Source organism: Shinella oryzae (genome assembly GCF_023038235.1).
In the GTDB taxonomy this organism is placed as follows: domain Bacteria; phylum Pseudomonadota; class Alphaproteobacteria; order Rhizobiales; family Rhizobiaceae; genus Shinella; species Shinella sumterensis.
Map to the genome: position 1 here is coordinate 2,288,542 of NZ_CP081987.1, position 26,518 is coordinate 2,315,059.

Annotated in this window: 21 protein-coding genes; 7 read left to right on the plus strand and 14 right to left on the minus strand. The window is 63.9% G+C overall.

Annotated elements, in window-relative coordinates; genetic code table 11:
- Positions 1–15: 15 nt before the first annotated feature.
- From K6301_RS11235 to K6301_RS11250, 4 genes are all read right to left on the minus strand, one after another.
- On the minus strand, positions 16–3,105 hold the full coding sequence (locus K6301_RS11235; RefSeq protein ID WP_247216966.1) for an efflux RND transporter permease subunit: 3,090 nt from the start codon (positions 3,103–3,105) through the stop codon (positions 16–18).
- Entirely contained in the window at positions 3,102–4,175 is a 1,074-nt protein-coding gene (locus K6301_RS11240; protein WP_247216968.1) for an efflux RND transporter periplasmic adaptor subunit, read from the minus strand. The genes K6301_RS11235 and K6301_RS11240 overlap by 4 nt, the downstream gene beginning before the upstream one ends.
- A complete protein-coding gene (locus K6301_RS11245; RefSeq protein WP_247216969.1) occupies positions 4,172–5,242 on the minus strand; it encodes an efflux RND transporter periplasmic adaptor subunit in 1,071 nt (356 codons plus the stop codon). The genes K6301_RS11240 and K6301_RS11245 overlap by 4 nt, the downstream gene beginning before the upstream one ends.
- 541 nt (positions 5,243–5,783) lie before the next feature.
- On the minus strand, positions 5,784–8,093 hold the full coding sequence (locus K6301_RS11250; RefSeq protein WP_247216971.1) for a methyl-accepting chemotaxis protein: 2,310 nt from the start codon (positions 8,091–8,093) through the stop codon (positions 5,784–5,786).
- A gap of 363 nt (positions 8,094–8,456) precedes the next feature.
- Here K6301_RS11250 and K6301_RS11255 point away from each other — a divergent pair, with 363 nt between their 5' ends.
- Together K6301_RS11255 and K6301_RS11260 are read left to right on the plus strand one after the other, a co-directional pair.
- Positions 8,457–9,410 (plus strand): ring-cleaving dioxygenase, encoded by a 954-nt coding sequence (locus tag K6301_RS11255; protein WP_160871619.1) that lies wholly within the window; start codon positions 8,457–8,459, stop codon positions 9,408–9,410.
- Positions 9,411–9,477: 67 nt separating this feature from the next.
- On the plus strand, positions 9,478–10,035 hold the full coding sequence (locus K6301_RS11260; RefSeq protein WP_241602256.1) for an NADPH-dependent FMN reductase: 558 nt from the start codon (positions 9,478–9,480) through the stop codon (positions 10,033–10,035).
- A 69-nt stretch (positions 10,036–10,104) separates the two neighbouring features.
- Here K6301_RS11260 and K6301_RS11265 read toward each other — a convergent pair whose 3' ends face one another.
- On the minus strand, positions 10,105–11,661 hold the full coding sequence (locus K6301_RS11265) for a VOC family protein (RefSeq protein ID WP_247216973.1): 1,557 nt from the start codon (positions 11,659–11,661) through the stop codon (positions 10,105–10,107).
- A gap of 158 nt (positions 11,662–11,819) precedes the next feature.
- Positions 11,820–12,038, minus strand: a complete 219-nt coding sequence (locus tag K6301_RS11270; RefSeq protein ID WP_134650613.1) for a hypothetical protein — start codon at positions 12,036–12,038, stop codon at positions 11,820–11,822.
- 647 nt (positions 12,039–12,685) lie between these two features.
- Here K6301_RS11270 and K6301_RS11275 point away from each other — a divergent pair.
- Positions 12,686–14,113 carry an efflux transporter outer membrane subunit gene (locus tag K6301_RS11275; RefSeq protein WP_247216976.1) on the plus strand — a complete coding sequence of 476 codons (1,428 nt, stop codon included), beginning with the start codon at positions 12,686–12,688 and terminating at the stop codon, positions 14,111–14,113.
- A gap of 4 nt (positions 14,114–14,117) precedes the next feature.
- On the opposite strand, the gene K6301_RS11280 is transcribed toward K6301_RS11275, so the two are convergent.
- Complete coding sequence (locus K6301_RS11280) at positions 14,118–14,792, minus strand: GntR family transcriptional regulator (RefSeq protein WP_247216978.1); 675 nt, start codon at positions 14,790–14,792, stop codon at positions 14,118–14,120.
- Positions 14,793–14,906: 114 nt separating this feature from the next.
- Between K6301_RS11280 and K6301_RS11285 the strand changes: the two genes are divergently transcribed.
- On the plus strand, positions 14,907–15,746 hold the full coding sequence (locus tag K6301_RS11285) for a fumarylacetoacetate hydrolase family protein (RefSeq protein ID WP_247216980.1): 840 nt from the start codon (positions 14,907–14,909) through the stop codon (positions 15,744–15,746).
- 52 nt (positions 15,747–15,798) lie between these two features.
- Here the strand turns inward: K6301_RS11285 and K6301_RS11290 are convergent, their stop codons facing one another.
- Together K6301_RS11290 and K6301_RS11295 are read right to left on the minus strand one after the other, a co-directional pair.
- Positions 15,799–15,960: a hypothetical protein gene (locus K6301_RS11290; RefSeq protein ID WP_247216982.1), complete on the minus strand. Its 162-nt coding sequence runs from the start codon at positions 15,958–15,960 to the stop codon at positions 15,799–15,801.
- A 111-nt stretch (positions 15,961–16,071) separates the two neighbouring features.
- Entirely contained in the window at positions 16,072–16,725 is a 654-nt protein-coding gene (locus tag K6301_RS11295; protein ID WP_247216984.1) for a thermonuclease family protein, read from the minus strand.
- Positions 16,726–17,012: 287 nt separating this feature from the next.
- Between K6301_RS11295 and K6301_RS11300 the strand changes: the two genes are divergently transcribed.
- The 3 genes from K6301_RS11300 (at position 17,013) to K6301_RS11310 (ending at position 20,643) form a co-directional block, all read left to right on the plus strand.
- Complete coding sequence (locus K6301_RS11300; protein ID WP_247216986.1) at positions 17,013–17,804, plus strand: WecB/TagA/CpsF family glycosyltransferase; 792 nt, start codon at positions 17,013–17,015, stop codon at positions 17,802–17,804.
- An 86-nt stretch (positions 17,805–17,890) separates the two neighbouring features.
- A complete protein-coding gene (locus K6301_RS11305) occupies positions 17,891–18,835 on the plus strand; it encodes a glycosyltransferase family 2 protein (RefSeq protein ID WP_343298931.1) in 945 nt (314 codons plus the stop codon).
- Between the two features lie 128 nt (positions 18,836–18,963).
- Entirely contained in the window at positions 18,964–20,643 is a 1,680-nt protein-coding gene (locus K6301_RS11310) for a hypothetical protein (RefSeq protein WP_425475335.1), read from the plus strand.
- A 46-nt stretch (positions 20,644–20,689) separates the two neighbouring features.
- On the opposite strand, the gene K6301_RS11315 is transcribed toward K6301_RS11310, so the two are convergent.
- From K6301_RS11315 to K6301_RS11335, 5 genes are read right to left on the minus strand one after another with little or no spacing between them, the layout of a single operon-like run.
- Positions 20,690–22,135: an aspartate aminotransferase family protein gene (locus K6301_RS11315; protein WP_247216990.1), complete on the minus strand. Its 1,446-nt coding sequence runs from the start codon at positions 22,133–22,135 to the stop codon at positions 20,690–20,692.
- A gap of 10 nt (positions 22,136–22,145) precedes the next feature.
- The gene (locus tag K6301_RS11320) at positions 22,146–23,156 is read right to left on the minus strand and encodes an NAD-dependent epimerase/dehydratase family protein (RefSeq protein WP_247216992.1); all 1,011 of its coding nucleotides are present in this window, start codon (positions 23,154–23,156) and stop codon (positions 22,146–22,148) included.
- 48 nt (positions 23,157–23,204) lie between these two features.
- Positions 23,205–23,627, minus strand: a complete 423-nt coding sequence (locus tag K6301_RS11325; protein WP_134650604.1) for an EamA family transporter — start codon at positions 23,625–23,627, stop codon at positions 23,205–23,207.
- Between the two features lie 7 nt (positions 23,628–23,634).
- A complete protein-coding gene (locus K6301_RS11330) occupies positions 23,635–24,987 on the minus strand; it encodes an FAD-binding oxidoreductase (RefSeq protein WP_247216994.1) in 1,353 nt (450 codons plus the stop codon).
- Positions 24,987–26,426 (minus strand): UbiA family prenyltransferase, encoded by a 1,440-nt coding sequence (locus K6301_RS11335; RefSeq protein WP_425475336.1) that lies wholly within the window; start codon positions 26,424–26,426, stop codon positions 24,987–24,989. Before K6301_RS11335 ends, K6301_RS11330 begins: the two co-directional genes overlap by 1 nt.
- Positions 26,427–26,518 lie beyond the last annotated feature (92 nt).

The following is a 26,518-nucleotide window of genomic DNA, read 5'->3' on the forward strand; positions in this document are numbered from 1 at the left end:
CATTTGCAGGTTGCGTCAGGCGGCGGTAGCGGGTTCTGGCTCCGGTCCCGGCGTCGCCTCGTCCTTGTCTTCCGGCTTGATGCGGAACCAGGCGATATAAAGCGCCGGCAGGAAGAGCAGCGTCAGCACCGTACCGACGATGATGCCGCCCATCATGGCGTAAGCCATCGGCCCCCAGAACACTTCCCGCGAGATCGGAATGAGCGCGAGGCTGGCGGCCGCCGCCGTCAGCATGATCGGACGCATGCGGTGTTCCGTCGCCTCCCGCACCGCGTCCCAGGCATGTTTGCCCTCCAGCCGCAGATGCTCGATCTGCACCACGAGGATCACCGAGTTGCGGATGAGGATGCCGATCAGCGCCAGCACGCCGAGAATGGCGACGAAGCCGAGAGGCGCTCCGCTGCCGAGCAGCGCGATGACCACGCCGATAAGCGCCAGCGGCGCGACCGCGAAGACCAGGAACAGCCGTGAGAAGCTCTGCAACTGCAGCATCAGGATCGTCGCCATGGCAAACAGCATCAGCGGCACGACGGCGACGATGGGCGCCTGGCTGTTGGCGCTTTCCTCGACGGCACCGCCGACGGTGATGTCATAACCGGAGGGCAGCTCGGCGCGGAAGGCATCGACCTGCTTTTCCATCTGCGAGACGATGGTGGCAGGCTGCACGCCGCCGGTCACGCTGGCCTTGACCGTGATGGTGGGCTGGCGCGAGCGGCGCCACACCACCGGCTGCTCCATCTCGTAGCGGAAGTTGGCGACGGCGGCGAGCGGCACGGAGGTTCCGTTGGCCGTCGGCAGCTGCAACTGGCGCAGCGTCTCGATGGACTGGCGCTCGCCGGCCTTCGCCCGGCCGATGACGTCGATCAGGTAGGTATCGTCGCGAATCTGCGTGACCGTGGTGCCGCCGACGACGCCGTTGAGCGCCGAGGCGATATCCTGCGAGGTCACGCCGAGCTGGCGGGCCTTGTCCTGGAGAACATCGACCTTCACGACGCGGGCGGGCTCGTTCCAGTCGTAGACGATATCGCCCAGCCGGTCGTTGCGGCCCAGAATCTCACCGAAAGCCAGCGCCTGCTTGCGCACTTCCTGGATGTCGGGACCGCTGACACGGTACTGGACCGGACGGCCGACCGGCGGGCCGATGTCGAGCAGCTTCACGAGCGCATCCGTGCCAACAAAGGTCGTGCGCAGATAGGCATCGAGATCCGCCTTGACCCTGTCGCGCGCTTCGAGGTCCTTGGTGACGATGACCGTCTGGCCGAAGGCCGGCGACGGGGGCTGCACGTCGAAGGACAGGAGGAAGCGCACCGCGCCCTCGCCCACATAGGAAGACCAGCGCTCGATATCGGGATTGCCCTTAAGCTTTTCCTCTTCGAGCTTGGCGATCTGTGCATTCGTTTCGGCAATCGAGGCGTTCTGCGGCAGCGCCCAGTCGATGACGAGTTCCGGGCGGTCGGACGACGGGAAGAACTGTTGCTGCACGAAGCCCATGCCGAAGACCGAGACGGCGAAGACAGCGATGGTCGCGACGATCGTCGTCCATTTCCAGCGCATGCAGACATCGAGGATACGGGCGAAGATGCGCCCGAACCAGCCCTTCTGCTCGTGGTGCTGCTTCATGCTCTTGGGCAGGATCGTCACGCCGAGCAGTGGTGTGAACACGACCGCTACGACCCATGACACGACAAGCGAAATCGCGATGACGACGAACAGCGAGAAGGTGAATTCGCCGGCAGCACTGTTGTTGAGGCCGATCGGGATGAAACCCGCCACGGTCACCAGCGTGCCCGTCAGCATCGGGAAGGCGGTGGATGTATAGACGTAGGTCGCCGCCTTGCGCAGCGTATCCCCCGCCTCCAGCCGCGCCACCATCATCTCCACGGCGATCATGGCATCGTCGACGAGAAGCCCGAGCGCGATGATGAGTGCGCCCAGTGACACGCGCTGGAGTGATATACCATCATAATACATGAAGACGAAGGTGATGCCGAGCGTCAGCGGTATCGAGAGCGCCACGACGAGGCCCGCCCGCAGGCCGAGGCTCACGAAACTGACGATGAGCACGATGGCCACCGCCTCGAACAGCGCACGCGTGAAGCCCGACACCGCTTCCTCGACGACCTTCGGCTGGTCGGAGACGAGATGCACATCGACGCCGACGGGCAGCTCCTCAGACAGCGTCTCGATTTTTTTCTCCACCGCCGCGCCGAATTCCAGCAGGTTCGAGCCCTGCTTCATACCGATCGCCAGACCGATCGCCGGCTGGCCGTTGAACCGGAACAGTGCGGACGGCGGGTCTTCGTAACCCCGCGTGATGGTGGCAATGTCACTCAGCCGGAAGAAGCGGTTGTTGACGCGCAGATTGACCTCGCGCAGGCTTTCCTCCGAGCTGAACTGCCCGCCGACGCGCACGCTGACACGTTCCCCACCGCCCTGCACGACGCCAGATGGTGCGATTGCGTTCTGCGCCTGCAGCGTCGAGACGACCTGCTGGGTGGAAATGCCAAGCGCGGCAAGCTGGCGCGTGGAGAATTCGAGATAGATGACCTCGTCCTGCGCGCCGATGAGATCCACCTTGCCGATATTCGGCACCGTCAGCACGCGCCTGCGGGCATCCTCGACATAATCGCGCAGCTGGCGCTGGGTCAGGCCGTCAGCGGTGAAGGCATAGATATTGCCGAAAACATCGCCGAAGCGGTCATTGAAGGCGGGACCGACCACACCGGAGGGAAATTCCCCCCTGATGTCGTTGATCATGTTGCGGACGGTCTGCCACGTCGGCGCCACGTCGCGGGCGCGCGTCGTCGGCTTCAGGTTGACGAAGACCAGCGTCTGGCCGGGCGTCGTCACGCTGCGTGTGAAATCGAGCGATTCCAGCTCCTCCAGCTTGCGCTCGATGCGCTCCGTCACCTGCCGTGTCGTTTCCTCGACGGAGGCGCCGGGCCAGGCGGCGCTGACCGTCATGGTCTTGATGACGAAGGACGGATCCTCCTCCCGTCCAAGATTCTGGTAGGTGAAGAAGCCGAGCAGCGCGAAGACGATCATGAAATACCAGACAAGCGACGCATGATCGAGCGCCCAGTCCGAAAGGTTGAACTTCTTCATAGGCTTGCCTCGTCTTCGATCTTCACTTTCTGGCCGTCCTCCAGGCTGTTCACCCCGGCGGTGACCACGCGGTCGCCCTCTTTGAGCCCGCTTGAGACGGAGAGGTACCGACCGGCGGCAGCCCCCGTCTCGACGGCGGCGAGGTGCACCTCGCCCTTCTGCGCATCGACGATCCAGACATGCGGCTTGCCGTCCTTCACGAGGATGGCCGTCTCCGGCACCATGATCGCCGTGAGGTCCGGCCCCTCCAGTTCGGCCGTAATGGTCGTGCCGAGCCGCACCGTGTCCGGCGGACTTTCCAGGGCGATTTTCACACGCCGCGTGCGGGTGACCGCGTCGGCGGACGGCGCGACCTCGCGCACGGCACCCATGACGGTGATGGCGGGATTGATCTGGAGCGAGACACGGAACCGGCTGCCAACCGCGATCGCGACCGCGGTCTCGGGGATATCCACCACCGCATCGCGCTCATCCGGGCGGGCAATGGTCACGATCGCCTCACCCGGGGACACGGTCTGCCCGACTTCCGCCCCCGTGGCGACGACGACGCCGTCGAACTCGGCCTGGATCCTCGTATAGGAAAGCTGCTCCTCGGCCTTCTTGAGCGCCGTCCGCGCCCGGGTCAGACCGGCTTCCGCCGCAGCGCGCGATTGCTCGGCGCTCTCAACGGCCGCCCTTGCGGCAGCGTTGGACTGAAGCAGCGTCCGTTGCCGTTCATCGGCCGCCACCGCGCTCGCAAGCGTCGCCTCGGCGCTGGACAGCTCGGCCCGTGCGGAGCGAACCGCCAGTTCATAGGCCGTCGCGTCGAGCACGGCGAGTTCGTCGCCCTTCGCCACGAGATCGCCGACGTGGACGCTGCGCGAAACCAGACGCCCGGCGACACGCGAACCGAGTGCGGACTGCACCTTCGCCTGCACCGTGCCGGCGAAGCGGGTGCCCGGTAGCGCGACCGGCTTGACCACGGAATACAGCACGGGCCGCGGCGGCGCGGCGGCCTCTTCTTCTTTCTTGCAGCCGGCAAGCGCCGTCGCGGCGATGAGAGCCGCGCTCAGGACAAGGAACCGTTTCATTGGGCTTTCTCCTCGGTCACGGTGATCGTCTGGCCGGGCCGCAGCAGCTTTGTCCCGTCGGTGACGTAGGTCTCGCCTTCCTCGACGCCGCCGGAAACCAGTGCCGAGCCCGTTTCGAAGGAGAAGATTTCGACGGGGCGCAGGTTTACGGTGTTGTCCGCCTTGTCGACGATCCAGAGGGCCGGCTTGCCGCCGGATTCAGCGAGTGCCTGCCATGGCACGACGACGACGCGGCGCGGCGCAAGCGTGCCCACACCGAGGACAGACGCGCCCAGCGTCATCTCCGGCGGCGTACGGTCCATCGCGACCTTCACGCGCACCGTGCCGGTCTGCGTATCGATGGTCGGCGAGACCTCCCGGACATTGCCCGTGGTCTGCACCTTGTCGTCGCTGAGCAGCGTCACGTGCACGGAATGCTTGGACGGCTGTTCGAAGAACAGGGATTCGTAGACGTTGAACACCGCATCGCGCGGCCCGTTATCGGCGACGGAAAACATGGTCTGCGCCGCCTGCACCACCTGGCCCGCTTCGGCCAGACGTGCCGTCACGATGCCATCGGCCGGCGCGCGAAGCTCCGTATAGGAGAGCACATCCTTCGCCGTATCACGCTGGGCAATGGCCGTTTCGCGCGCGCCCTCGGCGGTGCGCAGCGCTGCCTCGGCATCGTCGAAATCGCGCTGTGTGCTGATGCCGTCATCGAGCAACGATTTCTGGCGGTCGAAATTGGCGCGGGCGAGCTTGAGCTGCGCTTCCGCCGCCTGCACACCGGCTTCGGCCGCCTCGACATCCGCCTTCTGTTCCTCGGGATCGATCCGCGCAAGGACCTGGCCGGCGCGGACGGCATCGCCGACATCCACGAACCAGCCCGTGATACGTCCGCCGACGCGGAAGGAGAGATCGCTTTCCACCCGCGCGGTGACTTCTCCCGTGATGGAGACCGTCTGCTCCCGCTCCTCGAAATGAATAGGCGCAACATGGACCGGACGCGCCAGGCCATCCGCACGGGCAGGCAGGCAGACCAAGGACAGCGCCAGCACAGTCAACATCATCCTGCCGGATCGGGTCATCGTCATCTCCAACTGCGGAACACCCACTTAATATGGGTCCTCATTATATCGAGAAGAACAATCTGGCAAGCGACGACACAACTGGACGTCGCGTTCCATGTTGATGAATTTTGACGCAGTCTTGAGGAAACTCCAACGGCGAAACGCACGGGCCGGAAATTTGGGAAACGGGCGTTTCATACTGGTCCCTGAAGGGCCACGCCGCCATGGCTTGAAACAATAAAGCCGCCGGCAATCCCGGAACCTTGCTGGTTCCTTCAGGCTGCGCGGCGGCTTGATCGGAGCACCGTTTTTCGGACGCTTCTATCTCGGTCCCCTCTGGACCTGAAATAAAGGAAGCAGGAAGCGTGCCAGCTTCATTATAACCCATAAAATATAAATTATTCAATGTTATAGATGAGACTCTAAAATAGTGCCACTAGTGCCTTCGCACCAAAACAGACCAAAATTCATGCAGCGCACAAAACTTAAGCACGCTTTTCGATGCAGTTGCGAAAGGCGGCTCTTCCGTGGCCGCCCTCCTGACGCCTGACGGCAAATCTCAGAATTCTTCCCAATCCTGCGCGGCGGCCTGCCCGCCACCCATCGCCGCGACGAGCTTGTTGCCGAGCGCACGGGCGCCGGATGCGACGGGGCGGTGTTCGCCCGCCGATGCGATCGTCGGGCGCGCCGCAATGCCGCCGCCCGTGCCCAGACGGAACTGCGCGACGAGTTCGTTGAGTGCGGCGGCCTCGCTTGCCAGCGCGTGGCTTGCGGCGGTCTGTTCCTCGACCATGGCCGCGTTCTTCTGCGTCCCCTGGTCGATGGAGTTGACGGCGGCGTTGATCTCGTGAAGGCCCGTCGACTGCTCGCGTGCCGAACGCACGATGGCCGCAACGTTCTCGTCGATCTCCTGCACCTGGTTGACGATCTGCGCCAGCGCCGAGCCCGTCTCGCCGACGAGCGCCACCCCGAGATTGACCTGCTCGCCGGACTTGGTGATCAGCGCCTTGATCTCCTTGGCCGCATTGGCCGAGCGCTGGGCGAGCTCGCGGACTTCCTGCGCGACGACCGCAAAGCCCTTGCCGGCCTCCCCGGCACGCGCGGCCTCGACACCGGCATTGAGCGCCAGCAGGTTGGTCTGGAAGGCGATCTCGTCGATCACGCCGATGATGTTGGAGATCTCCCGCGACGAGGTCTCGATGCCGCTCATCGCGCCCACCGCCCGGCGAACCACGTCGCCGGACTTTTCCGCACCGATGCGGGTGCGCTCGACCAGCTGGCCGGCATCTTCCGCACGCTTCGTCGCATCTTTGAGCGACGTGGTGATCTGCTCGAGTGCCGCCGCGGTTTCCTCGACGGAGGCCGCCTGCTGTTCGGTGCGTTGGGCAAGATCGTTGGAGGCCGTGCGGATTTCCGCGGATCCGGCCTGGATCGCATTGGCGTTGCCGCCCACTGACCGCAGCACGACCTGGAGCTTTTCGACGGAAGCGTTGAAATCGTGGCGGACCTGATCGAGCGAACCGAAAAAGCTCTTCTCGATCCGATAGGTCATGTCACCGTCCGCCAGCTTCTGCAGGCCATCGGCTAGGGCCTCGACGGCCACGCGGGTCTGGCGTTCGCGCTCGGCGGCCTCTTCGGCGCGCTGACGGCGCTCCTCTTCGGAAAGGGCGCGGCTCTGTTCCGCCTCCCCTTCCAGGCGAACCTTGGCGAGAGCCGCATCGCGCAGCACGGCAAGCGAGCGCGCCATTTCACCGATTTCGTCCTGACGCGTCGATTCGGAAAGGTCCGCGTCCACGCGACCCGCGGCGATCGCGCTCGTCGCGTTGATCACCTTGGCGAGGCGCTTGCGGAAGCGCGCGGCGAGAGCCCAGCCGATCGCCGCCATGAAGCCCGCCGCGATGGCGATCACGACGATGGACGTGGTGGCAAGCGACGACACGCTTGCGAAGAGCACCGACTTCGGAACGACGACCACGGCAAACCATGTCGTATCGGGCGTCAGCGGGATAGGTACGGCCACCGCCTCGAGCGCGACGCCGGCAGGATCCGCGATCTCCTTCACCGCCCTCGGATTGGCGATCAGGTCCTGCCATGCGGCGGTGTCGAGCCCCGAATCGGCCAGCGACTTGCCGAGGAGAGCAGTATCCGGATGGCTGACGATGCCGCCGTTCTGGCTGAGCAGGGCAACGTAACCCGCCCCCAGCGGCTTCAGCTGCATGACATCGCCGGCCAACGCATCCAGCGCGATATCCACGCCGGTCTCGCCGAGGAACTTGCCGTCGAACAGCAGCGGCACCATGAAGGACGTCATCAGCACGTTCTTGCCGCCGACGGCATAGCTGTAGGGCTCGGTCAGGAAGTCCTTACCCGTGGCCTTCGGCACCTGGTAATAATCCCCCGGACCGGGCTTGTCGTAATCGATCAGCGCTTCGAGGCCGACCTTGCCTTCGCTGCGCGCGAAATAGGGAACGTAGCGGCCCGTGGCGTCATGGCCGGGCTTGCCCTTGTAGGCATCGTCCTTGCCGTCGAAGGCATTCGGCTCCCAGCCGGTGCTGACGCCGACGGCGAAGGCATTGTCGGCCATCAGCCGTTCGAAGACCAGGTTCATCGTCTCGCGGCTCGGCGCGCCCGTCGCCTTCATCGCATAGAGGGTAGAGCGCATGTTCCAGCTCAACGCCTTCACCTGCGCGAAATAGGTCTCGACCTTGCCGGCGCTGGCCTCGGCGGCATTGACCATTTCGGAAATCGACCGTTCCTCAACCGCCCGATAGGAAAGCCAGACCAGGACACCTGCGGTGGCCACCGTCGTGGCGACACCCGCCGCCACGATGGCGAGCATGTTTCTGGCGGTCGCAGTTTTGGGCAGCATACATCGTCTCCTGAATTGGGCGCATCGGCGATCGGTGGGAAGGGTCGGACATGCCGCCACAAGCGGCCCGGAGAGACGAAATTCATTTCGCAACGATCAACGTAAGCATGTGCTGGTTTATGAAACGATAAAATTTGACGAAACGATCTGCGTCGCACCAAAAACATGCCCTTGCACGGGAACGCAACGACCGGATTTCCCCTTAACCGATGATACGGCAAAAACGGCCGTTCAATAAAAGTGAACAATCCGTTCGTCCCGCCCGGGCTTTCGGGAGAAGCGGCGACAAACGATATTCGGACCAACGACAGGCCTCGCCCCGAGGCCACCCGATGTGCCGGAGTTCCGGAGAGGAGTTCAAACATGACCATGCAACTGACAGGCATCCATCACCTGACTGCCATCACCGCGAATGCGCGCGAGAACCTGCGCTTCTATACGAAGGTTCTGGGCTTGCGCCTCGTCAAGAAGACGGTCAACCAGGACGATACCAGCGCCTACCACCTATTCTACGCCGACGGCCTTGCCTCGCCGGGCTCCGACCTCACCTTCTTCGACTGGCCGGTCGGCCATGAGCGGCGCGGCACGCATAGCGTTTCTCGCACGGGCCTGCGCGTCGCCAGCCTGACGTCGCTCGAATGGTGGAAGGCACGCCTTGCCGAACACAAGGTCAAGGCCGGCGACATCCGCGACGTCGCGGGCCGCGCCTCGCTCGACTTCGAGGATGGCGAAGGCCAGCGCTTCCGCCTGACCGTCGACGACGCCGGCGCGCCATCCAATCCCTGGGACAGGAGCCCGGTCCCGGCAGAACACCAGATCAAGGGTCTTGGGCCGATCACGCTCAGCGTGCCGGATATCCGCAACACGCAGGCGGTGCTCGTGCAGGTGATGAACATGCGGGAAACCTCGACCTATCCCAACCCGGATGGCGAGGGCGATGTTCATGTCTTCTCGATGGGTGACGGCGGCCCGGCAGCCGAACTGCACGTGGCTGTCGAACCGAACCTGCCGGCAGCCCACCAGGGCGCGGGTGCCGTGCATCACGTCGCGTTCCGCGCGCCTGATGTCGAAGCGCTGCATGCCTGGACGGAGCGGCTGCGCGGCTTCCGCCTGCCTTCCAGCGGCGAGGTCGAGCGCTTCTACTTTCGCTCGCTCTACTTCCGCGAGCCGAACGGCATCCTGTTCGAGATCGCGACGGACGGCCCCGGCTTTGCCGTGGACGAACCGCTCGAAACGCTGGGCGAAAGCCTCTCGCTGCCGCCCTTCCTCGAACCGCGCCGCGCGCAAATCGAGGCCCGGCTGAAGCCGCTCGCCTGACTTGACCCAGACCCCGGCGCGACGAACAATCCGCCGGGGTTTTTCTATCCATGAACGGAGACACGAGATGACAAAACTGGTCGCTATTTCCGGCAGCCTGCGCAAGGGATCCTTCAACACCGCGCTGCTGCGCGCCGCCCTCGGCATGGCGCCGGAGGGTGTCACCATCACGGCGGGCTCCATCCATGGCATCCCGCTCTACGACGGCGATGCGGAAGCCGCCGACGGCATTCCCGAAGCCGTCGTTCGCCTCAAAGACCAGATCGCCGAGGCCGACGGCGTCCTGCTGTTCACCCCCGAATACAACAACGGCATTCCCGGCGTCTTCAAGAACGCCATCGACTGGCTGAGCCGCCCCTCTTCCGACATCCCGCGCGTGTTCGGCGGTAAGCCCTTCGCCATCACCGGCGCCTCCCCCGGCAATTTCGGCACGCTCCTCTCGCAGGAAGCATGGTTGCCCGTGATGCGCACGCTCGGCACGGTGCCGTGGTTCGGCGCGAAGCTCATGGTCTCGCGCGCCGGCACCGTCATCCAGGACGGCGCCATCGCCGACGAAGCGACAGAGACGAAGCTGCGTGATTTCGTGGCGGGCTTTGCCGCCTTCGTGCGCGATTACAAAAGCTGAATTCTTCAATCCACCGAATCGAAAAGGGGCGTGTCCTGCGACACGCCCCTTTCCGTTTCTGCGTCGGTATCAGCCGATGACGCGTTCCTTATAGGCCTTCGCCAATTCGAGATCGGCGGCGCCGATGTCATGGCCGGCGCCAAGCAAGGTGTTTTCCACCGTTGCGCCGGCGGCCTTCAAATGTGCCTCCAGCTCGCCCGCATAGCGGCCGTAGGGATCCGACTGGCCGGTGATCATCAGGACGTTGGCGCCCGATAGATCGGCCTTCGGCACGGTTTCCAGCACATTCATGCCACGCAGCAGCACCGCGTTGCGGATGAGGCCCGGATGCAGGAGCATCACGGCCCCGATCATGTTGGCGCCATTCGAATAGCCTACGAACAGCGTCTTGTCCGGGTTGAGCCCATAGGCGGCATTCGCACCCTCCATGAAGGCCGCAAAGGCTTCCGCCTCCTGAACGATATCCTTCTGGTCGAAGGTGATGGCCGTCAGGCGGCGGAAGAACCGCGGATAGCCCTCATCGGCGCTGCGGCCGCGGGGGCTCAGCAGCACGGCGCCCGGTGCGAGCCGCGCACCGAAGGGCAGAAGGCTCGTTTCGTTGCCGCCCGTGCCGTGCAGCAGCACGACGGCGGTGCCATCGGGATTTTCCGGATTGTGTACCCGATGGACGAAGGGAAGGTCTCTTTCACGCATTCTTTCTTCTCCCGGCAGTGAAAATTGCGGAAGCCGTGCCCGGACATCCTCCGGGTCGGCGCGGAAATGCCTCGGCACGAAGAGTCGTGTGCCGAGTGTCTCAAGCGGTTCATCCACCGTCATGCCAGGGCCATCGGTCGCGTATTCGAGAAGCGAACCGCCCGGCTCGCGGACATAGAGCGAATAGAAGTAGGTGCGGTCGTGCATGTTGGTGTCGCCCGCGTCCTCGTTCGCCAGCCGGCCGGCCACGGCTTCCACCGTGGCGCGATCGGGCGCGCGCAGCGCGATATGGTCGATGGTCCCCGTGCCCGGCGCCGACGTCCAGAAACCGCTCGCATCGCGGATATCCAGGATATCGCCGGCATCTCCGGCCAGCCGCAGGATGCCGTTCGCGTCGGCCACCTTGCGGAAACCGAAATGGCGCTGGATGAAGTCAGCCGTCGCCGCCGGCGCCTCCGACAGGATGGTTGCACCCCTGATACGCTGGATCGCATCCGCCGCCGCGATATCCTTCAGGATATGCGGGGCCGGCCCCTCGACATCCACCTCGCCGACAAGCTTGACGATGATGCCGTCGGGATCCTTAAGGCGCAGCACGGCTTCGCCGAATTCCTGCACGGGGCCGGTCATCGCCACATTGTAGCGAAGCGCGCGCGTGAGCCAGAAGCCGATGGCCTCCGGCTTGATCGAAAACGCGATCTCCGACGGCTGGCCGAGCCCGACCCGGCCGGGAGAACCATCCTCCCACGCCAGGAACGTGATCAGCGAGCCGGGGCTGGCGGCCGCGTCGCCATAGAACAGGTGAAGCTGGTCGGCGTCCTCGTAACCGGCCGTCCGCTTGACGAGCCTGAGGCCGAGAAACCCCGCATAAAAATCGACGTTCTCCTGGATTTTCCGGGTAATCGCCGTGATGTGATGGATGCCGCTGGTCATTGGGCACCTCCTTTCACGGTGAGAAAATCAGGATTTGCCGGGTCGCGCCAGCCGAGTGACGGTGAATGCATTGTTCACAAAAAGCGACCGGCCTCGCGTTAAACGAGGCCGGTCGTCAACCGACACAAGACAGTGCCGGTCCATCCGATATGGATCGGTCAGGCAGCCGCGATTCGCTCCGGCGGCAGTGCCCGCGTCGCGGCAGATGGATTGCTGAGGAGACGGCGGATGGCCGCCCGCACTTCCTCTGCCGAGGAAAAACGCTGGGAATCCAGATCCCAGACGGAATATTTGACGGCAACGAACTTCAGCCGATCCTCATCCGGAACGACGACGCCGACGGCTTCACCACCGATTTCGATAACCTGCTTTTGCATAACAACTCCTGCCGTACCGGAGGCACAGCCAATTCTCTTTGCGATGAATTCGAAGAGGGTACTCGGATCACATTCGGCAGAACGCCGTATGCACTTTCCCTGTAATCGTTTCACGACAGGAGCTCGCCACGCGCACGGAGGCGATGCATTCGATATCGTACATGACACACTCCCTTTGGTTGGCGCTGACACCCAAAACCGGATGTCAGAGGCGGACCGGATCAAAACAGCATGCGGCCCTCATGCGATGCTGCGATAGTTAATCGTCGGTGTGGCTCCTGTCAAGGAAATTCGCAGCATTTTGAAAAAAATTACCATCGAATCCACCAGACAACGCGAAACACAAAATAATGTTCGCGCTCGCAGCATTATGCAGAAAAATATGTCACAAAGACGAAAATTGGCGGGCATATCGATGACGCAACCCAGCGGCGTCGTGCGGTTTGTCAACTTTCGCGAGGCGCGTATAAAATCCTCCCTAGTCGTTGCAGGGCGGACACACAGCCCTTGCGAAGCGGGGGAAAAACGCTGTGGGACCATTCTTTTTTTGAAAGGAGGCTCGATCTTCGAGCCAATTATAAATAAAGGATGAATCAGCAATCCGTTCCGTTAAGATAAGCCGAGATGGCCGGCAGGGTAGTGTGGCAATGAATTTCACCAGAGCGTTTTTTCCGCTGAGCATGATTCTCTTGTCCGGCTGTGTTGTCGGTCCGGATTACCAGAAGCCGGATGCCGTGCTGCCGGCCAAATTCTCCGAGAGCAAGGCAGCCAGCGCCGAGAACGTCACGCTGAACCCCTGGTGGGAATCCTTCCGTGACCGGCGCCTGAACGACCTCGTGCACCAGGGCCTCGCCGAGAACCTTTCGGTCCGCCAGGCGCTCGAGCGAATCACGGCCGCCGAAGCGAATGTCGTTATTGCGGGCGCCGGCGCCCTGCCGAGCCTCGGCGCGTCGGCAGACGGCAACGTGGCCGGTCAGGACGGCAGCTATCTGCGCCGCACGACCGGCAACGACCATTCGGAAACGAAATCCATCAGCGCGGGCCTGAGCGCATCCTGGCTGCTCGACTTCTTCGGCCAGTACCGCCGCTCGAAGGAAGCCGCGACCGCCTCGCTCGATGCTGCCTATGACGACGTGAACGTCGCACGCCTCGCCTATCTCTCCGATCTCGTGTCGAGCTATGTGAACGCGCGCTACTATCAGGAAGCGCTGGCGCTCAACCGCAAGAACCTTCAGTCGCGCCGCGAGACGCTGAAGCTGACCAACGAGATCAAGGAAGCGGGTGCGGCCTCCAGCCTCGACGTGCTGCAGACCGAAGGCCTCGTCAACCAGACGCTCGCCGAGCTGCCCGGCCTTGAAACCGGCTTCCACCAGTCTGCCAATCATATCGCGACCCTTCTCGGCGTTCCCGCGAGCACGATCACGGCAAGCCTGATCAAGGGCTCCGCCCAGCCGATGCCGCGCTATTCGACCCGCGTCGGCATTCCGGCCGACCTGATCCGCAACCGCCCCGACATTCGTGCCGCCGAACGCCGCCTGCAGGCCGCGACGGCCGAAATCGGCGTGGCCGAAGCGCAGCTTTACCCGAGCATCGAGCTCGGCGGCTCGATCGGCGCGTCCCGCAACTTCAACCTCGTGACCGGCAGCGTTTCGAACTGGTCGTTCGGTCCCTCGCTGAGCCTGCCGATCCTGAACGGCGGCGCGCTCAAGGCACAGGTAAAGGCCGCGCGCTCGAATGCGGAACAGCAGTACCTGACCTGGAAGTCCACGGTGCTGAACGCGGTCGAAGAAGTCGAGAACGCCCAGACCGCGCTCATTCGCGACGGCCAGACGGTGGCTGCCCTGCGCAAGGTGGTCAATTCCTACGAGCAGACGCTGAACCTCGCCCGCGAAAGCTACCGCGGCGGCGCCAGCACCATCCTCGACGTGCTCGATGCCGAACGCAACGTGGCCTCGGCCCGTCTGTCGCTTGCATCCGCAATCCGCCAGCTGGCGCGCGACTACGTCGCCCTCAACGTGGCGATCGGCGGTGGCGCGGAGATCGGCGCAGCACCAGCAACGGTCGCCAGCAAGTAAGCGATCAGGGCTCGAAGAAATTCGCGAGCATCGCGGCGGTTCTGCCGTAATGCTCGCGAAGCGCCTCCGCGGCACCGTCCGCATCGCGCGCAAGCGCACTCTCCAGCAGTTCGCGATGCTCTCCCAGCACATCCCGCGCCGCGCCCGACACGCTGACGGACATGCGGCGGTAGCGGTCGGCCTGTAACGACAGTTTCCCGCAGATTTCCAGCAAGGTCGGCGACCCGCACGCCGAGATCAGCGCAGCGTGGAACGCACCATGCCGCACCTCCCAGTCCTCGCGCATGACCGAGGGCATGTCCTCGCGACCCTGCGGAATGCGCGCCAGAAGGTGGTGGGCGGCCACGACACGCGCTTCCCAGTCCGCATCGCCCTTCATCACCGCAAGACGCAACGCCTCGCCCTCGCACAATTGCCTGGTCGCTGTGATGTCGCGCAACTCGGCAAGCGACAGGCGCGCGACGCTGTAGCCGCGATGATCGTCCAGCACGGTGAAGCCTTCCGCCGTCAACCGCGTCAGGGCCTCGCGCACCGGCGTCACGCTCATACCGCACAAGGCCTGGAGTGACGAGAACCGCAGGCGTTCGCCCGGACCGAAATACCCGGTGCGGATCGCCTGCCGAATAGCATCATAGGCATCGCCGGCGCGCGTACCTGCGCCGTCCCGGTTCTGCGTCATCGACACCTCCTGTGCAAAATCTGAAGGATTTTCGAAAATCGTTGACTCGATGTACGGCAGCGGGGATGGTGTCCGCAATGGAAATCGGCAGGACCGGCAATCAAGGAGATCGTCATGAAACTGGTGCGCTTTGGCGCGGCGGGCGCGGAAAAGCCCGGCATCATCGATGCGGACGGCAAGATCCGCGACCTTTCGGGCGTCGTTCCCGATCTCGCCGGCGATGTCCTTAGCCGCGAAAGCCTTGCGCGTCTGCGTGCAATCGATCCCGCGAGCCTTCCGCTCGCGCCGGAAGGCAGCCGCTTCGGATCCTGCGTGGGCCGCGTCGGCAATTTCGTCGCCGTCGGCCTCAACTATGCCGACCATGCCGCCGAAAGCGGCATGGCCGTGCCGAGCGAGCCCGTGCTTTTCAACAAGGCGCCCTCCTGCATCGTCGGCCCCGACGACACGGTCCTCATCCCACGCGGCGCGGAAAAGACCGACTGGGAGGTCGAGCTTGCCGTCGTCATCGGCGAGCGCGCCTCCTACGTCTCCGAAGCGGACGCGCTGAACTATGTGGCGGGCTACTGCATCTGCAACGATGTTTCGGAACGCGCCTTCCAGACCGAGCGCGGCGGCCAGTGGACCAAGGGCAAGGGCTGCCCGACCTTCGGGCCGATCGGCCCATGGCTGGTGACGACCGATGAGGTGGACACGAGCGATCTTGCCATGACGCTCAGCGTCAACGGCGAACGGGTGCAGGACGGCTCTTCGAGCACCATGGTCTTCAAGGTGCCGTTCCTCGTCCACTACATTTCGCAGTTCATGATCCTGGAGCCGGGCGACATCATCACGACAGGCACCCCTCCGGGCGTCGGCATGGGCATGAAGCCGCCGCGCTATCTCAAGCCCGGCGATACGATGGAAGTTGCCATCGCCGGCCTCGGCGTGCAGCGCCAGAACGTCGCCGCCAGCTGATGTCGTCGAGATGATTCGGAAGGGGCCCGCGGGCCCCTTTTCGTGCCGGCGCTCAGTGCACCGTTGCGGGAGAAATTTCGTCCTCGAGAATCCGGAAGGCTTCGCTGAGCGCGGCCACCAGAATATCCGTCAATTCATCGGCCTCGTTTTCGAGGAGGAAGAGCGCGACCGCCGTATCGTCCGGATCGCTGTAGTGTTCGAGGTCGTTCGACATATCATTGTCCCCATTCCAGCCGGCACCATCCCGGTTAACGGAAAGTATAGGAACGCAGGCTTGCGCATGGCTTGTGCCGGAAAGGCACAAGAGAGGCAAGGCAAAAAGCCCTCAGCCGCACCAGGATTGGTGCTGTCCCTTCCACGGCCTTGCCAGGCCCTCGCTGACAAGCCGGTGGCCGACCGACTGGCCGCCGCGCAGCACGAGATGCGGTGCAGCGCCGGTTTTTCCCGCGCCCGCGCCGTGGGCGGCGACAAGCGTCACGTTGCCCTCGTTGAGGATTTCCCGCAGGCGCAGCTTCGCGTCCCCGCCGCGCAGGCGCTCGGCCTCGCAGCGTGCCTTGTCGATGGCCGGCACGTCGATATCGGCAAGGCGCACCTTGCGGCCGGCATAGAGGATAGTGCTGCCGTCCAGCACGCAGTAATCGGTCTGCGTGGTGCAGATGAACCATTTGCCGGAGAATGCCGGTAGCGCCTCCGGCACCGGCACGGCTTCGGCTTTTTTCTCCCCGACGGCCAGCTTGGGGCGCGGCAAGGCCGCTTCGCGGCGCTCGGCCTTGCGGCTATCCTTGTCCTTGCGCTCGATGGAGGCGGTGCGAACCGCCGAAGCCCCCTTCTCGGGCCCCGGAGGCATGTTGTCCATATAAAGCATGCCGCCGACGATTGACGCGCCGAGCACATACCACGGCGCCATGCCGCCCTTGCGCCCGCCCGCCGCGCTTCGCCGCGCACCCGTCCGCTTCTTTCTTTTCGTCGTCTTTGCCATGGCCTTCTCCTGGCCGAGACAGTGCGACGATCTCTTGAAGATATGGTTACCGGAAAATGCAAAGGCGCAGCGCAGGAGGGGAAGCGTGCGACAGGCGTAGAGAGCGCTGAAAAGCGAGCGCCTCGCCCTACACGCGACTTCAACGCGCGCGGGAATCCCCGATTTCCCGGGCTTTCCCGGCCTGCCGGGCTTCACTGCAAATTAGTAATAACAAGGGAACGCGCTTGCACCCCCATGCCCCCTGTGCCAGTGCTTTTGCAGACGTTGCAATGTCAGAGGTGTGCCTAATGGAGACGGAGGGGTTCGGAGGAGAGCGGCAGGATCGGGTCGACCAGACCACGATCATTGGCGGTCTGCCGATCACGCTTCTCGATCTGGAGGAATCCGCGCGCCTGTTCGTCGAGGCCGCGCTTTCGGCGCGCACCGGCAACAAGCGTCCCTACTATTCCACCTCCGCCAATGGCCAGGTCATCGCGCTCGCGCGCAGCGATGCGCCATTCAAGGCTCTGCTGCTTGGCGCCGACCAGATCCATGCAGATGGAATGCCGATGGTGCTGCTCTCGCGCTTCTTCTCCCGCAAGGCGCTGAAGGAACGCGTGGCCACTACGGACCTCGTGCACAGCGTCGCCGCGCAGGCCGAACAGGCCGGGCTCAGCTTCTATTTTCTCGGCGGCACGCCCGACGTGAACCGCACGGCCGTCGCGCGCCTTCAGGAGGCCTATCCGAAACTGCGCTTCGCGGGTGCCCGTGACGGATACTTCACCGCCGACAAGGAACCGGCCATCGTCGCCGAGATCGCCGCGCTGAAACCCGATATCCTGTGGATCGGGCTCGGCGTGCCGCTGGAGCAGCAGTTCGTCGCCCGCAACATCGACAAGCTCACCGGCGTCGGCGTCATCAAGACCTCGGGCGGCCTGTTCGACTTCATCTCCGGCAAGAACAGCCGCGCACCGGCCTGGATGCAGAATGTCGGCCTCGAATGGCTCTACCGCACCATTCTGGAACCGCGCCGGCTCTTGTCGCGATACCTGAAGACGAACCCCATCGCGCTGTGGCAGATCATGTTCAACTCGCGGTGAGGCACACGCATCCTCGCGTGCCCGAATTTTACAACCGAATACAAATGCAGCGTGTGTATTTACAGCATGGTAACCCGGCGATGCGAATGCTCGATGAGCCACGGTTACGGAGCAAGGCCTTGACGTCCGTCTCGATTGTCATCCCGGTTCGCAACGGCGAGCGCTACATCGAAGAAGCGCTCGAGAGCGTGCTGCGGCAGGGCCCGCTCGTCAGCGAAGTCCTCGTCGTCAACGACCGCTCCACCGACGGCACCGCTGCGAAGGTGGCGGCGATGAGGGATCCCCGAATCCGGCTGCTCGACCACTCTTCAGGGCGGCAAGGCGTTTCGGCCGTGCGCAATGACGGGCTTTTGCAGGCGACCGGCGAATGGACCATGTTCCTCGACGCCGACGACCGCCTGCGCGACGGCGCGATTGCCGCGCTGCACAAGGGTGCGGGCGACGCGGGCACGGTGGCCGTCTATGGCGACTACGAGCGCATCAGCGAAACCGGCGCCAAGATCGGCCGCCGCAACCTGATCCGGGCGCGGCGCAAGAGCGACGGGCATGTCTTGGAGACGCTGCTTGGCCGCAACTTCATCGTCAATGGCGGCATCATGCTGGTGCGGACGGAAGCGTTCCGGTCGATCGGCGGCTTCGACGAGACCCTGCGCTATGCAGAGGACTGGCACGGCTGGTGCCGGCTGGCCGCGCTCGGAACCTTCGTCTACCTGCCGGGCTGCTATGTGCTCGATTACCGGGTGCACACCGCAAGCGTCATGATGAAGAAGCTTCTGACCTATGCGGATTGCAGCCCCGCGATCGACGCGGTCTTTACGGACCCGGCCATCGTTGCGGCCGTCGCAGCCGATCGCTTGGCGGAGTTGCGCCGCAAGGCAGAGGCCCACATGAACGCCTATGTCGTGGCACAGGCGTTCCGCGCGCACCGCTATCGCGATGCCTTCCTTTCGCTTGCCGACACGATGCTGAACCGCCCGCGACAAAGCCCGCGCGCGATGTTGCTGTCGGCGGCAGCACTGGCGGGAATCTGAGGCGCCGGGCGTTCTTTTTACGTGAAGACCACTGCCAGTGCTTGCAACGGCCCATCGACTCGCGCGAGTTTCGCATCTCCCTTCCGCCGGGCCCGATGCGGCCTTGCCCAAGAACGATTGGATCGACCGTGACGCCGACAGAACAGCAGCCCTCCGCCATCCTGCGCGCCCTCGGCGCGCCCGCATTCTGGCTCTGGTTGACCGTCGCGCTGCTGGCCGCACTGCTCTGCATCCGGCTCGTGCTGCCCATCGGCCCGATGTACTGGGACACGTTCCTGTATATCGATGCGGCGCAACGCATTGCCGTCGGCCAGATGCCGAGCGTCGATTTTGCCGCGCCGGTCGGGCCCCTCGGCTACTACCTGTTCGCATGGGGGCTGAAGCTTTTTCCGGCGGCACAGCCGCTCCTCTTGGCACAGTGGTCGCTCCTCGTCGTCATCGCCCCCCTGATGGCGGTGGTCGTAGCGGAGGTGTCGAAGACCAATCGCGGCCTTGCCTTCGCGCTCCTCATCCCGGCGCTGGCCTTTGCCGCCTTCCCCGCCAATGCGCAATTCTACCATCCCCTGCCCGGCGTGGACGGCTTCGGCATCTATAACCGGCAGGGCGTCATCCTGCTTTACGTGCTGACCTGCGGGCTGCTCTTCCTGCCGGATGGGCGCCGGCTCGCGCTGTTCTGCGCCGTCGCAGGCCTCGCCCTGTTCACGATCAAGATCACGGGCTTTCTCGTCGGCGGCCTGCTTGGTGTCGTTGCCATGTTGTCCGGCAGGCTTTCCGTGCGTACCGCGCTTGTTGCGGCCGTTGCCTTTGCGGTGCCGCTCGCAGCGCTTGAACTCGCCACCGGAATGGTTTCCGCCTATATCCGCGATATCCTGCAACTCGCCGCGCTCAACGAAGGCACTTTCCTGCCGCGCTTCCGCACGGTGGTTTCGGCGAAATTCGATGTCATCGTGCCGGCGGCGGCCCTTGCCGTTCTTCTCGCCTGGCTCGATCTGCGTCATCGTGATCGTTCCGTACGCCTCCTCGACAGCAGCACGGTGTGGTTCTGCGCGGCGATGGCCGGCGGCGTGATCTACGAGACGCAGAACACCGGCAGCCAGGAGTTCATCTTCATCTGGCCGGTCCTGCTGATGATCTATCGCCGCGTCGCACCGCTGCAAAAGCGGACACGCGTCATCTTCGTCGCGCTCGCCGCCTTCTGCACCATTCCGACGGCATCGGCGATCAGCGCCAAGACGCTCAGGGCCGTCGCGGTGATGCCGCTTTACGAGCAGCCCGACCTGTCACGCCTGCGCAATGTCGGCCAGGTCTCGGCACGCCATGACATCCTCGCGCGTGCCGAGATGCTCGATGACCACTTTGCCAGCTTCGAACCGGCCTACGAAGACCTTGCCCGGCACGAGCAGATGCCCGGCTGGCAATACTACGCCGAACCGGACAACCAGCTGCAATGGCTGCTCTCGGCAAACAGGATGCTGGCGGCGCTGGAAACGTTCGAGACATCGAACAACATCCGGCTCGACAGCGTCATGACGCTCGACTTCACCGACCCGTTCCCCTGGATCCTGAACCGCACGCCGACCCGCCATGTCCAGATCGGTCGCGACCCGTCGAGAACCGTCGGTGAGATGACACCGGAGACCCGGCAGGCCATCGAGGCGACGGCGGGCGTGCTGAAGCCGAATTGCCCCTATACCTGGGCGCGCCGCGACCTTCAGGCCACCTATGCCCAGGCGCTCCAAGGCCGCAAGGTCATCGCGCTCACGCCCTGCTGGGATCTGCTGCTGCGGCCCGACATACAAGCGCAATAAAAAAGGCCGGGTTTCCCCGGCCTTCTCTTCCCCTCGGTCTTGCCGGTTATTTCATCTGCGCCGTCACGAAATCGCGGACGATCTTGACGATGCCGCGCGACAGGACCTCGTCCAGCGCGGTGATGAAATCGTCCACATGACTGCGCTCGCAGATGAGCGGCGGCTCCAGCCGGATGACGTTGCGGTTGTACTCCGTGAAAGCAACAAGAACGCCATGATCGCGCAGCAGATGGCTGCCGATGAAGCCGGGCAGCGAGCCCTTGAGCTTTTCGTCCAGCACGGAAAGGAGCGGACGCAGGACCATCGGCATGGCCTGGGAGAAATCGTGGAACTCCAGGCCCACCATCATGCCCTTGCCGCGCACCTCCTTCAGGAGCGTCGGATAACGTGCCTGCAAGGCCCTCAGCCGCTCGAGCAGATAGTCGCCGACCTCTGCCGAGTTGTCGATCAGGCCCTCGTCGTAAAGCACATTCAGTGCTTCGATGGACGTGATGCAGGCCTCGCCAATGCCGCCGAAGGTGGCCATGGCATGGATCATCGCCGTCTTCGGCGTGCCATAGGCCTTCATATAGACCTCGCGGCGGGCGATCATCGCGCCCACGGCCGCCTTGCCACCGCCGAGCGACTTGGCAAGCGCCGTCACGTCGGGCACGACGCCGTAGTGTTCGAAGGCGTAGAACTTGCCCGTGCGGCCGAAACCGCACTGGACCTCATCGGCCACCCACAGCACGCCGTACTGGTCGCAGAGCTGGCGCAGCTTCTTCCAGAAGGCCTCGTCTGCCTGGATGATGCCGCCGCCGCCCTGCACGGTTTCCAGCACGATCACGCCGATCTGCGGATCGGAGCGGAAGGCGTTCTCGATGGCTTCGATATCGCCGAAGGGCACGCGCACATTGTTTTCGACGAGCTTGAATTCGCCGCGGTAGAGCTGGCCGTCCGTGATGGACAGCACGCCCTTGGTCTTGCCGTGGAAGGAGTTCGTCGCATAGACGATCTTCGGCCTGGCGGGGCCGGCGGCGCGCTCGGCCACCTTGATGGCGGCCTCCATGGCCTCCGAACCGGACGAGCCGAGGAACACCATGTCGAGATCGCCAGGCGAGCAGGCGGCAAGGTTATGGGCGAGTGCGGCCGCATATTGCGACATGAAGGCGATCGCGATCTCGTGGCGCTTCTCGTTCTGGAAGGCCTGGCGCGCGGCGACGATGCGCGGATGGTTGTGGCCGAAGGCCAGCGATCCGAAACCGCCGAAGAAGTCGAGGATCTTCCGGCCGTTCTGATCGTAGTAGTACATGCCGTCGGCACGCTCGACCTTGATCTTGTGGAAACCGAGCAGCTTCATGAAATGCAGCTGGCCGGGGTTGAGATGGCTGGTGAAGATCTCCGTCATCTTCGCAAGCTCGAGCGCCTTGGCATCCTCGACGGAAAGAAGGGCGGGCTTCGGCGTGACCGGCGTGGAGACCTCGGTGTGGGCCAGGCGGACTTGACTGTTCATGGTGCTCTCCTCAGGCCGCTTTGGACTGGCCGACATGGGCTTCGACGTTGCCGCCGATTTTCTTGCGATATTCCGTATAGGCTGCGATCAGCATGTCCTCGTCGCGATACTGCGGTACCCAGCCGAGCTCCCGCTCGCCCTTGGACACGTCGAGAACGCACATCTCGTCGGCGATGAGATACTGCTCGGGATCCATCAGCGGCATGTTGACGAGATCCAGCATGTTGAGGACCTGCTTGACCGCCCAGGCGGGCGTCGGCAGCAGGATCGATTTCGAGCCGGCATGCTTGACGAGGTCGCCGAGCAGCTTGCGCACCGGCGGCGGGTTCAGCGAGCCGAGATTGTAGACCTCGTTCGGCACGCCGGCCTTGAAGGCGGCATGCGCCGCCGACGCGCAGTCGAACACCGAGATGAACTGGTAGGGGTTCTTGCCCGAGCCGATCATCGGCACCGGAAGGTTGTTGTCGATCAGCTTGAACAGCTTGGACAGGATGCCGAGGCGGCCGGGACCGATAATGAGGCGCGGACGGAAGAGCGAGATGTTCATGCCGCGCTGGCGCCACTCGGCCGCCAGTTCCTCCGTCTTGAGCTTGGAGAGCCCGTATTCGCCCAGCGGCGCGCAGGGGTGATCCTCCGTCTGCGGCCAGGTATAGGTGTGGCCGTAGACCATGTCGGTGGTGAAGTGCACGAGCGATTTCGCGCCCGCCGCATCCATCGCCTTGATGATGTTCTCGGTGCCGTAATAGTTGACCGGGAAGAAGAAATCGTGGCGCTTGGCGCGCACCTGGATGGGCGACAGCATCTTGGCGGACAGGTTGTAGACCATGTCGTCGGCGCCGATGCCGAGCCTGGCGATGGACGCCGGGTCCGTGACGTCGGTCTCCACGAAACGCACGTCGCGATAATGGACGAGATCGCTCTTCACGATGTCGGCGACGACGACCTCATGGCCGTCGGCCACGAGGCGAGGTGCGAGGTAGCGCCCGACAAAACCGTCACCGCCGAAAATAATGTGTTTCATGGTCCTATCCCTGTCTTATCTGATGGAGTTCTTGTTTGTGGATCGCTGTCAGGTCTTGTTGAGCTTGTAGCTCGCCGCCGCGGTTTCGGCTTCGGCCGGCTTGCTGCCGCTCTGCGCAATCAGGATCGTGCCGACGCAGATGAAGGCGATGCCCGCGATCTTCAGCGTGCCCAGTTCCTCCTTGAACAGCAGCCATGCGCAGAGCGCGACGGCCACATAGGCAAGGCTGAGGAACGGGTAGGCGAAGGAAAGGTCGACCTTCGACAGCACGTAGAGATGCGAGGCCATGGAGATCACGAACATCGCCAGCCCGGCGAAGACCCACGGATTGAACACGATCTGGAAAATCTTCTGGATCAGCGATTCCGAGGAGAAGCTGAGCGGACCGAGCGTGATCATGCCGTATTTCAGGAGCAGCTGCGCGGCCGCATTGGTCATGACCGTGAACAGGATGAACGGAATGTACTTCATGGTGTCCTCATATGTCCTTGCGGCCGGCGGCATCGTCGCGGCCCTTTAGCGTCAGCGCGGTGCGCCGCCAGAAATCCGAGCAGAAGGCGGGGTCGCGCATGGTTTCCAGCGCTTCCCATTCCGGAAATCCGGCCTGGAAGGTCTGCGCACGCATCCGTCCGTCCTTGTAGGGATTGACCCGTCCGCCGGCCGCGACCGTCATCCGGTCGAGGGTTTCGAGCAGGGCATGGGTCGCGGCACCGCGATTGGGAAAATCCATCGTCAGCGTGTAACCGGGCCGCGGGAACGACATCAGGCCCGGCGACGGCACAGCCCCGAACCGCTTCAGCACGGTCAGGAACGAGGCATGACCGGCCGTACGGCTGGCTTCCAGCATCGCCGGAATGACTGTACGTGCCGCATCGAAGGGAATGACGCTCTGGTGCTGGTAGAGACCGGCCGGTCCATAGAGCCGGTTCCAGTCGCCGATGCCGTCGAGCGGGTAGAAGAATGCGCCGTAACCGCTGAGATGCGGCGCGTGCTTGCGCTTCTTGGCATGGAAATAGGTGCCGTTGAACAGCCGAAGGCTCAACCCGTTGAGCATGGAAAACGGCAGGTCGAAGGGCACGCTCAGGCGCGCTGCCCCATCGTCCGTCTTGAAGTTGCCGTTTCTCGCGTGATTGCCGGTGATCAGCACGCCGCGGCCGGCGGACGCACCGGCGGCAAGCTGATCCACCCAGGCGACCGCATATTCGTTTTCGGCGTCGGCGGCCTCGGCCAGATCGAAATAGCCGTCGAGATTGGCGAAGGCGGTGATCCGTTCCTCGATGTCGAGCGAGCCGACGGGCATGAGGCGAAGCCTCGCGCTCAGCACCAGACCGGTCAGGCCCATGCCGCCGATCGTGGCGGCGAAGAGACGGGAATTCTCCGAAGACGAGCAATGATGCACGACACCATCGGAGCGCAGCAGCTCCAGGCTCTCGACATGGCAGCCGAAGGTGCCGCGGACATGGTGGTTCTTGCCATGCACGTCGTTGGCGATCGCGCCGCCCAGCGTCACGAAACGCGTGCCTGGTGTCACCGGCAGGAAATAGCCGAAGGGGGCCGCATGCGCGATGATCTCGGCAAGGCTCACGCCCGCCTCCGCCTCAATGAGGCCCGTCGCGGGATCGAAATCGATGATCGCGTGGCGCGAACGCATCGCCACCAGCGCTCCCCCATCGTTGTGGCAGCTGTCACCATAGGAACGGCCGTTGCCATAAGCGAGCAGGCTCGGAAGCGTGCCCGTCGGCCGACGCAGCGCGTTCAGCGCGAAATCGAGCGCGAGGCCCTGTCTTTCGTGCCGGTCCACGCGACCGAAACTGTCGAACGCTCCCCGCATCACATGAAACTCGCAACGAGGAGCAGGAAGGCGCCCAACACGATAAAGGCCTGGCTGCGCCAGTCGGTGGCGATGAACACGACGGGGTCGTCATGCATCTCGCGGCGATGTGCGAGGATCCAGACACGCACATTGATGTAGAGGACGATGGGCACGATCGGCCAGATGAGCCACGGCTGTGTATAAAGCTCGGCGATTTCCCGCGACTGGATGTAGAGTGACAGAACGAGCGCCGCCGCGAAGGCGGATGCCAAACCGCTCTGGCCGACCACCTGGATATCCTCCGGGCGATAGCCGCGGCCGGCGATCCTGTCCCGCTCGTCAACGGTCGCGCCCTGCAGTTCGACATAGCGTTTGACGAGAGCGAGCGAGAGGAAGAAGAACAGCGCGAACGCCACGAGCCAGAACGACAGCGGCAGCTCGGTCGCAGCCTTTCCGCCCAGCAGGCGAAGGCTGTAGAGGCCGGCGAGGCACAGAACGTCGATCAGAAGCATTCGCTTCACCGCCAGCGAATAGGCGGTCGTGGCGATGAGATAGATCACGATGACGAAAGCGAAGCCCACCGGCAGCAGCAGGCACAGCGACGCTGCGGCAAGCAGCAAGCATGCCGACATGGTCAGCCCGAACGGGATGGACAGCGCGCCCGAGGCAAACGGCCGGTTGCGCTTGGTGGGATGACGCCGGTCGAGCGGCAGGTCGATAATATCGTTCAGGATATAGATCGCCGAGGCCGAGAACGAAAACGCCAGGAAGGCGATAGAGGAGGCGATGATCGTTTCCGAATAGGCGATCGTATGGGCGAGCACAGCAGGGGCGAAGACGAGCAAGTTCTTCAGCCACTGATGCACCCGCAGCATCTTCACATAGGTCTTCAGGCTCGCCTTGTGGGAATCGAAGCGCTGGGTGCCGTGGCGTCTCTGATAGCGGTCGGCGGCAGGATCCGGCGCGACGATGATGGCGCTGCGCGCGACGTCGAACACGGGAATATCCGCACGGTCGTTGCCGGCGAAGTCGAAGCCCTTTTCGCCATAGGCGGCGCAGAGCGCTGACGCCTTGCGTCTGGCGGACAGGTTGTTTCCCGCACTTGTCGAATAAACCGCGCTGAAAATCTTCAACTCATCCGCGATGGCCCGGGCGATCGGCTCAGCCGATGCGGTCGCCAGCACGATTTGCCGCCCCGCCGCGTGCTCGCGACGCAGGAAGGCGAGAAAGTCCCTGCGATAGGGCAGATGGCTGGCATCCACGGTAACGCGCCGTGCGATCTCCCATTTCAGCCGCGCCTTGCCGGAGCACAACCAGACGGGAAGCAGGAAGAGATAAAGCGGATTCTTCTTGAGGAGGAGGAAGACGGTTTCCCACAGCATGTCCGTCGAGACGAGCGTCCCGTCCAGGTCGACCGCCAGCGGTAAATCCATTCTATGGTGTACAGGCGCGTTCATCGTCTCAATCAGCCCCCGGCCCCTCGCCCGTGCCCATGATGCGGGCCGCAGGACGGTTTGCCTCCGTGGAATTCGCCGAAACCCTAGATGGA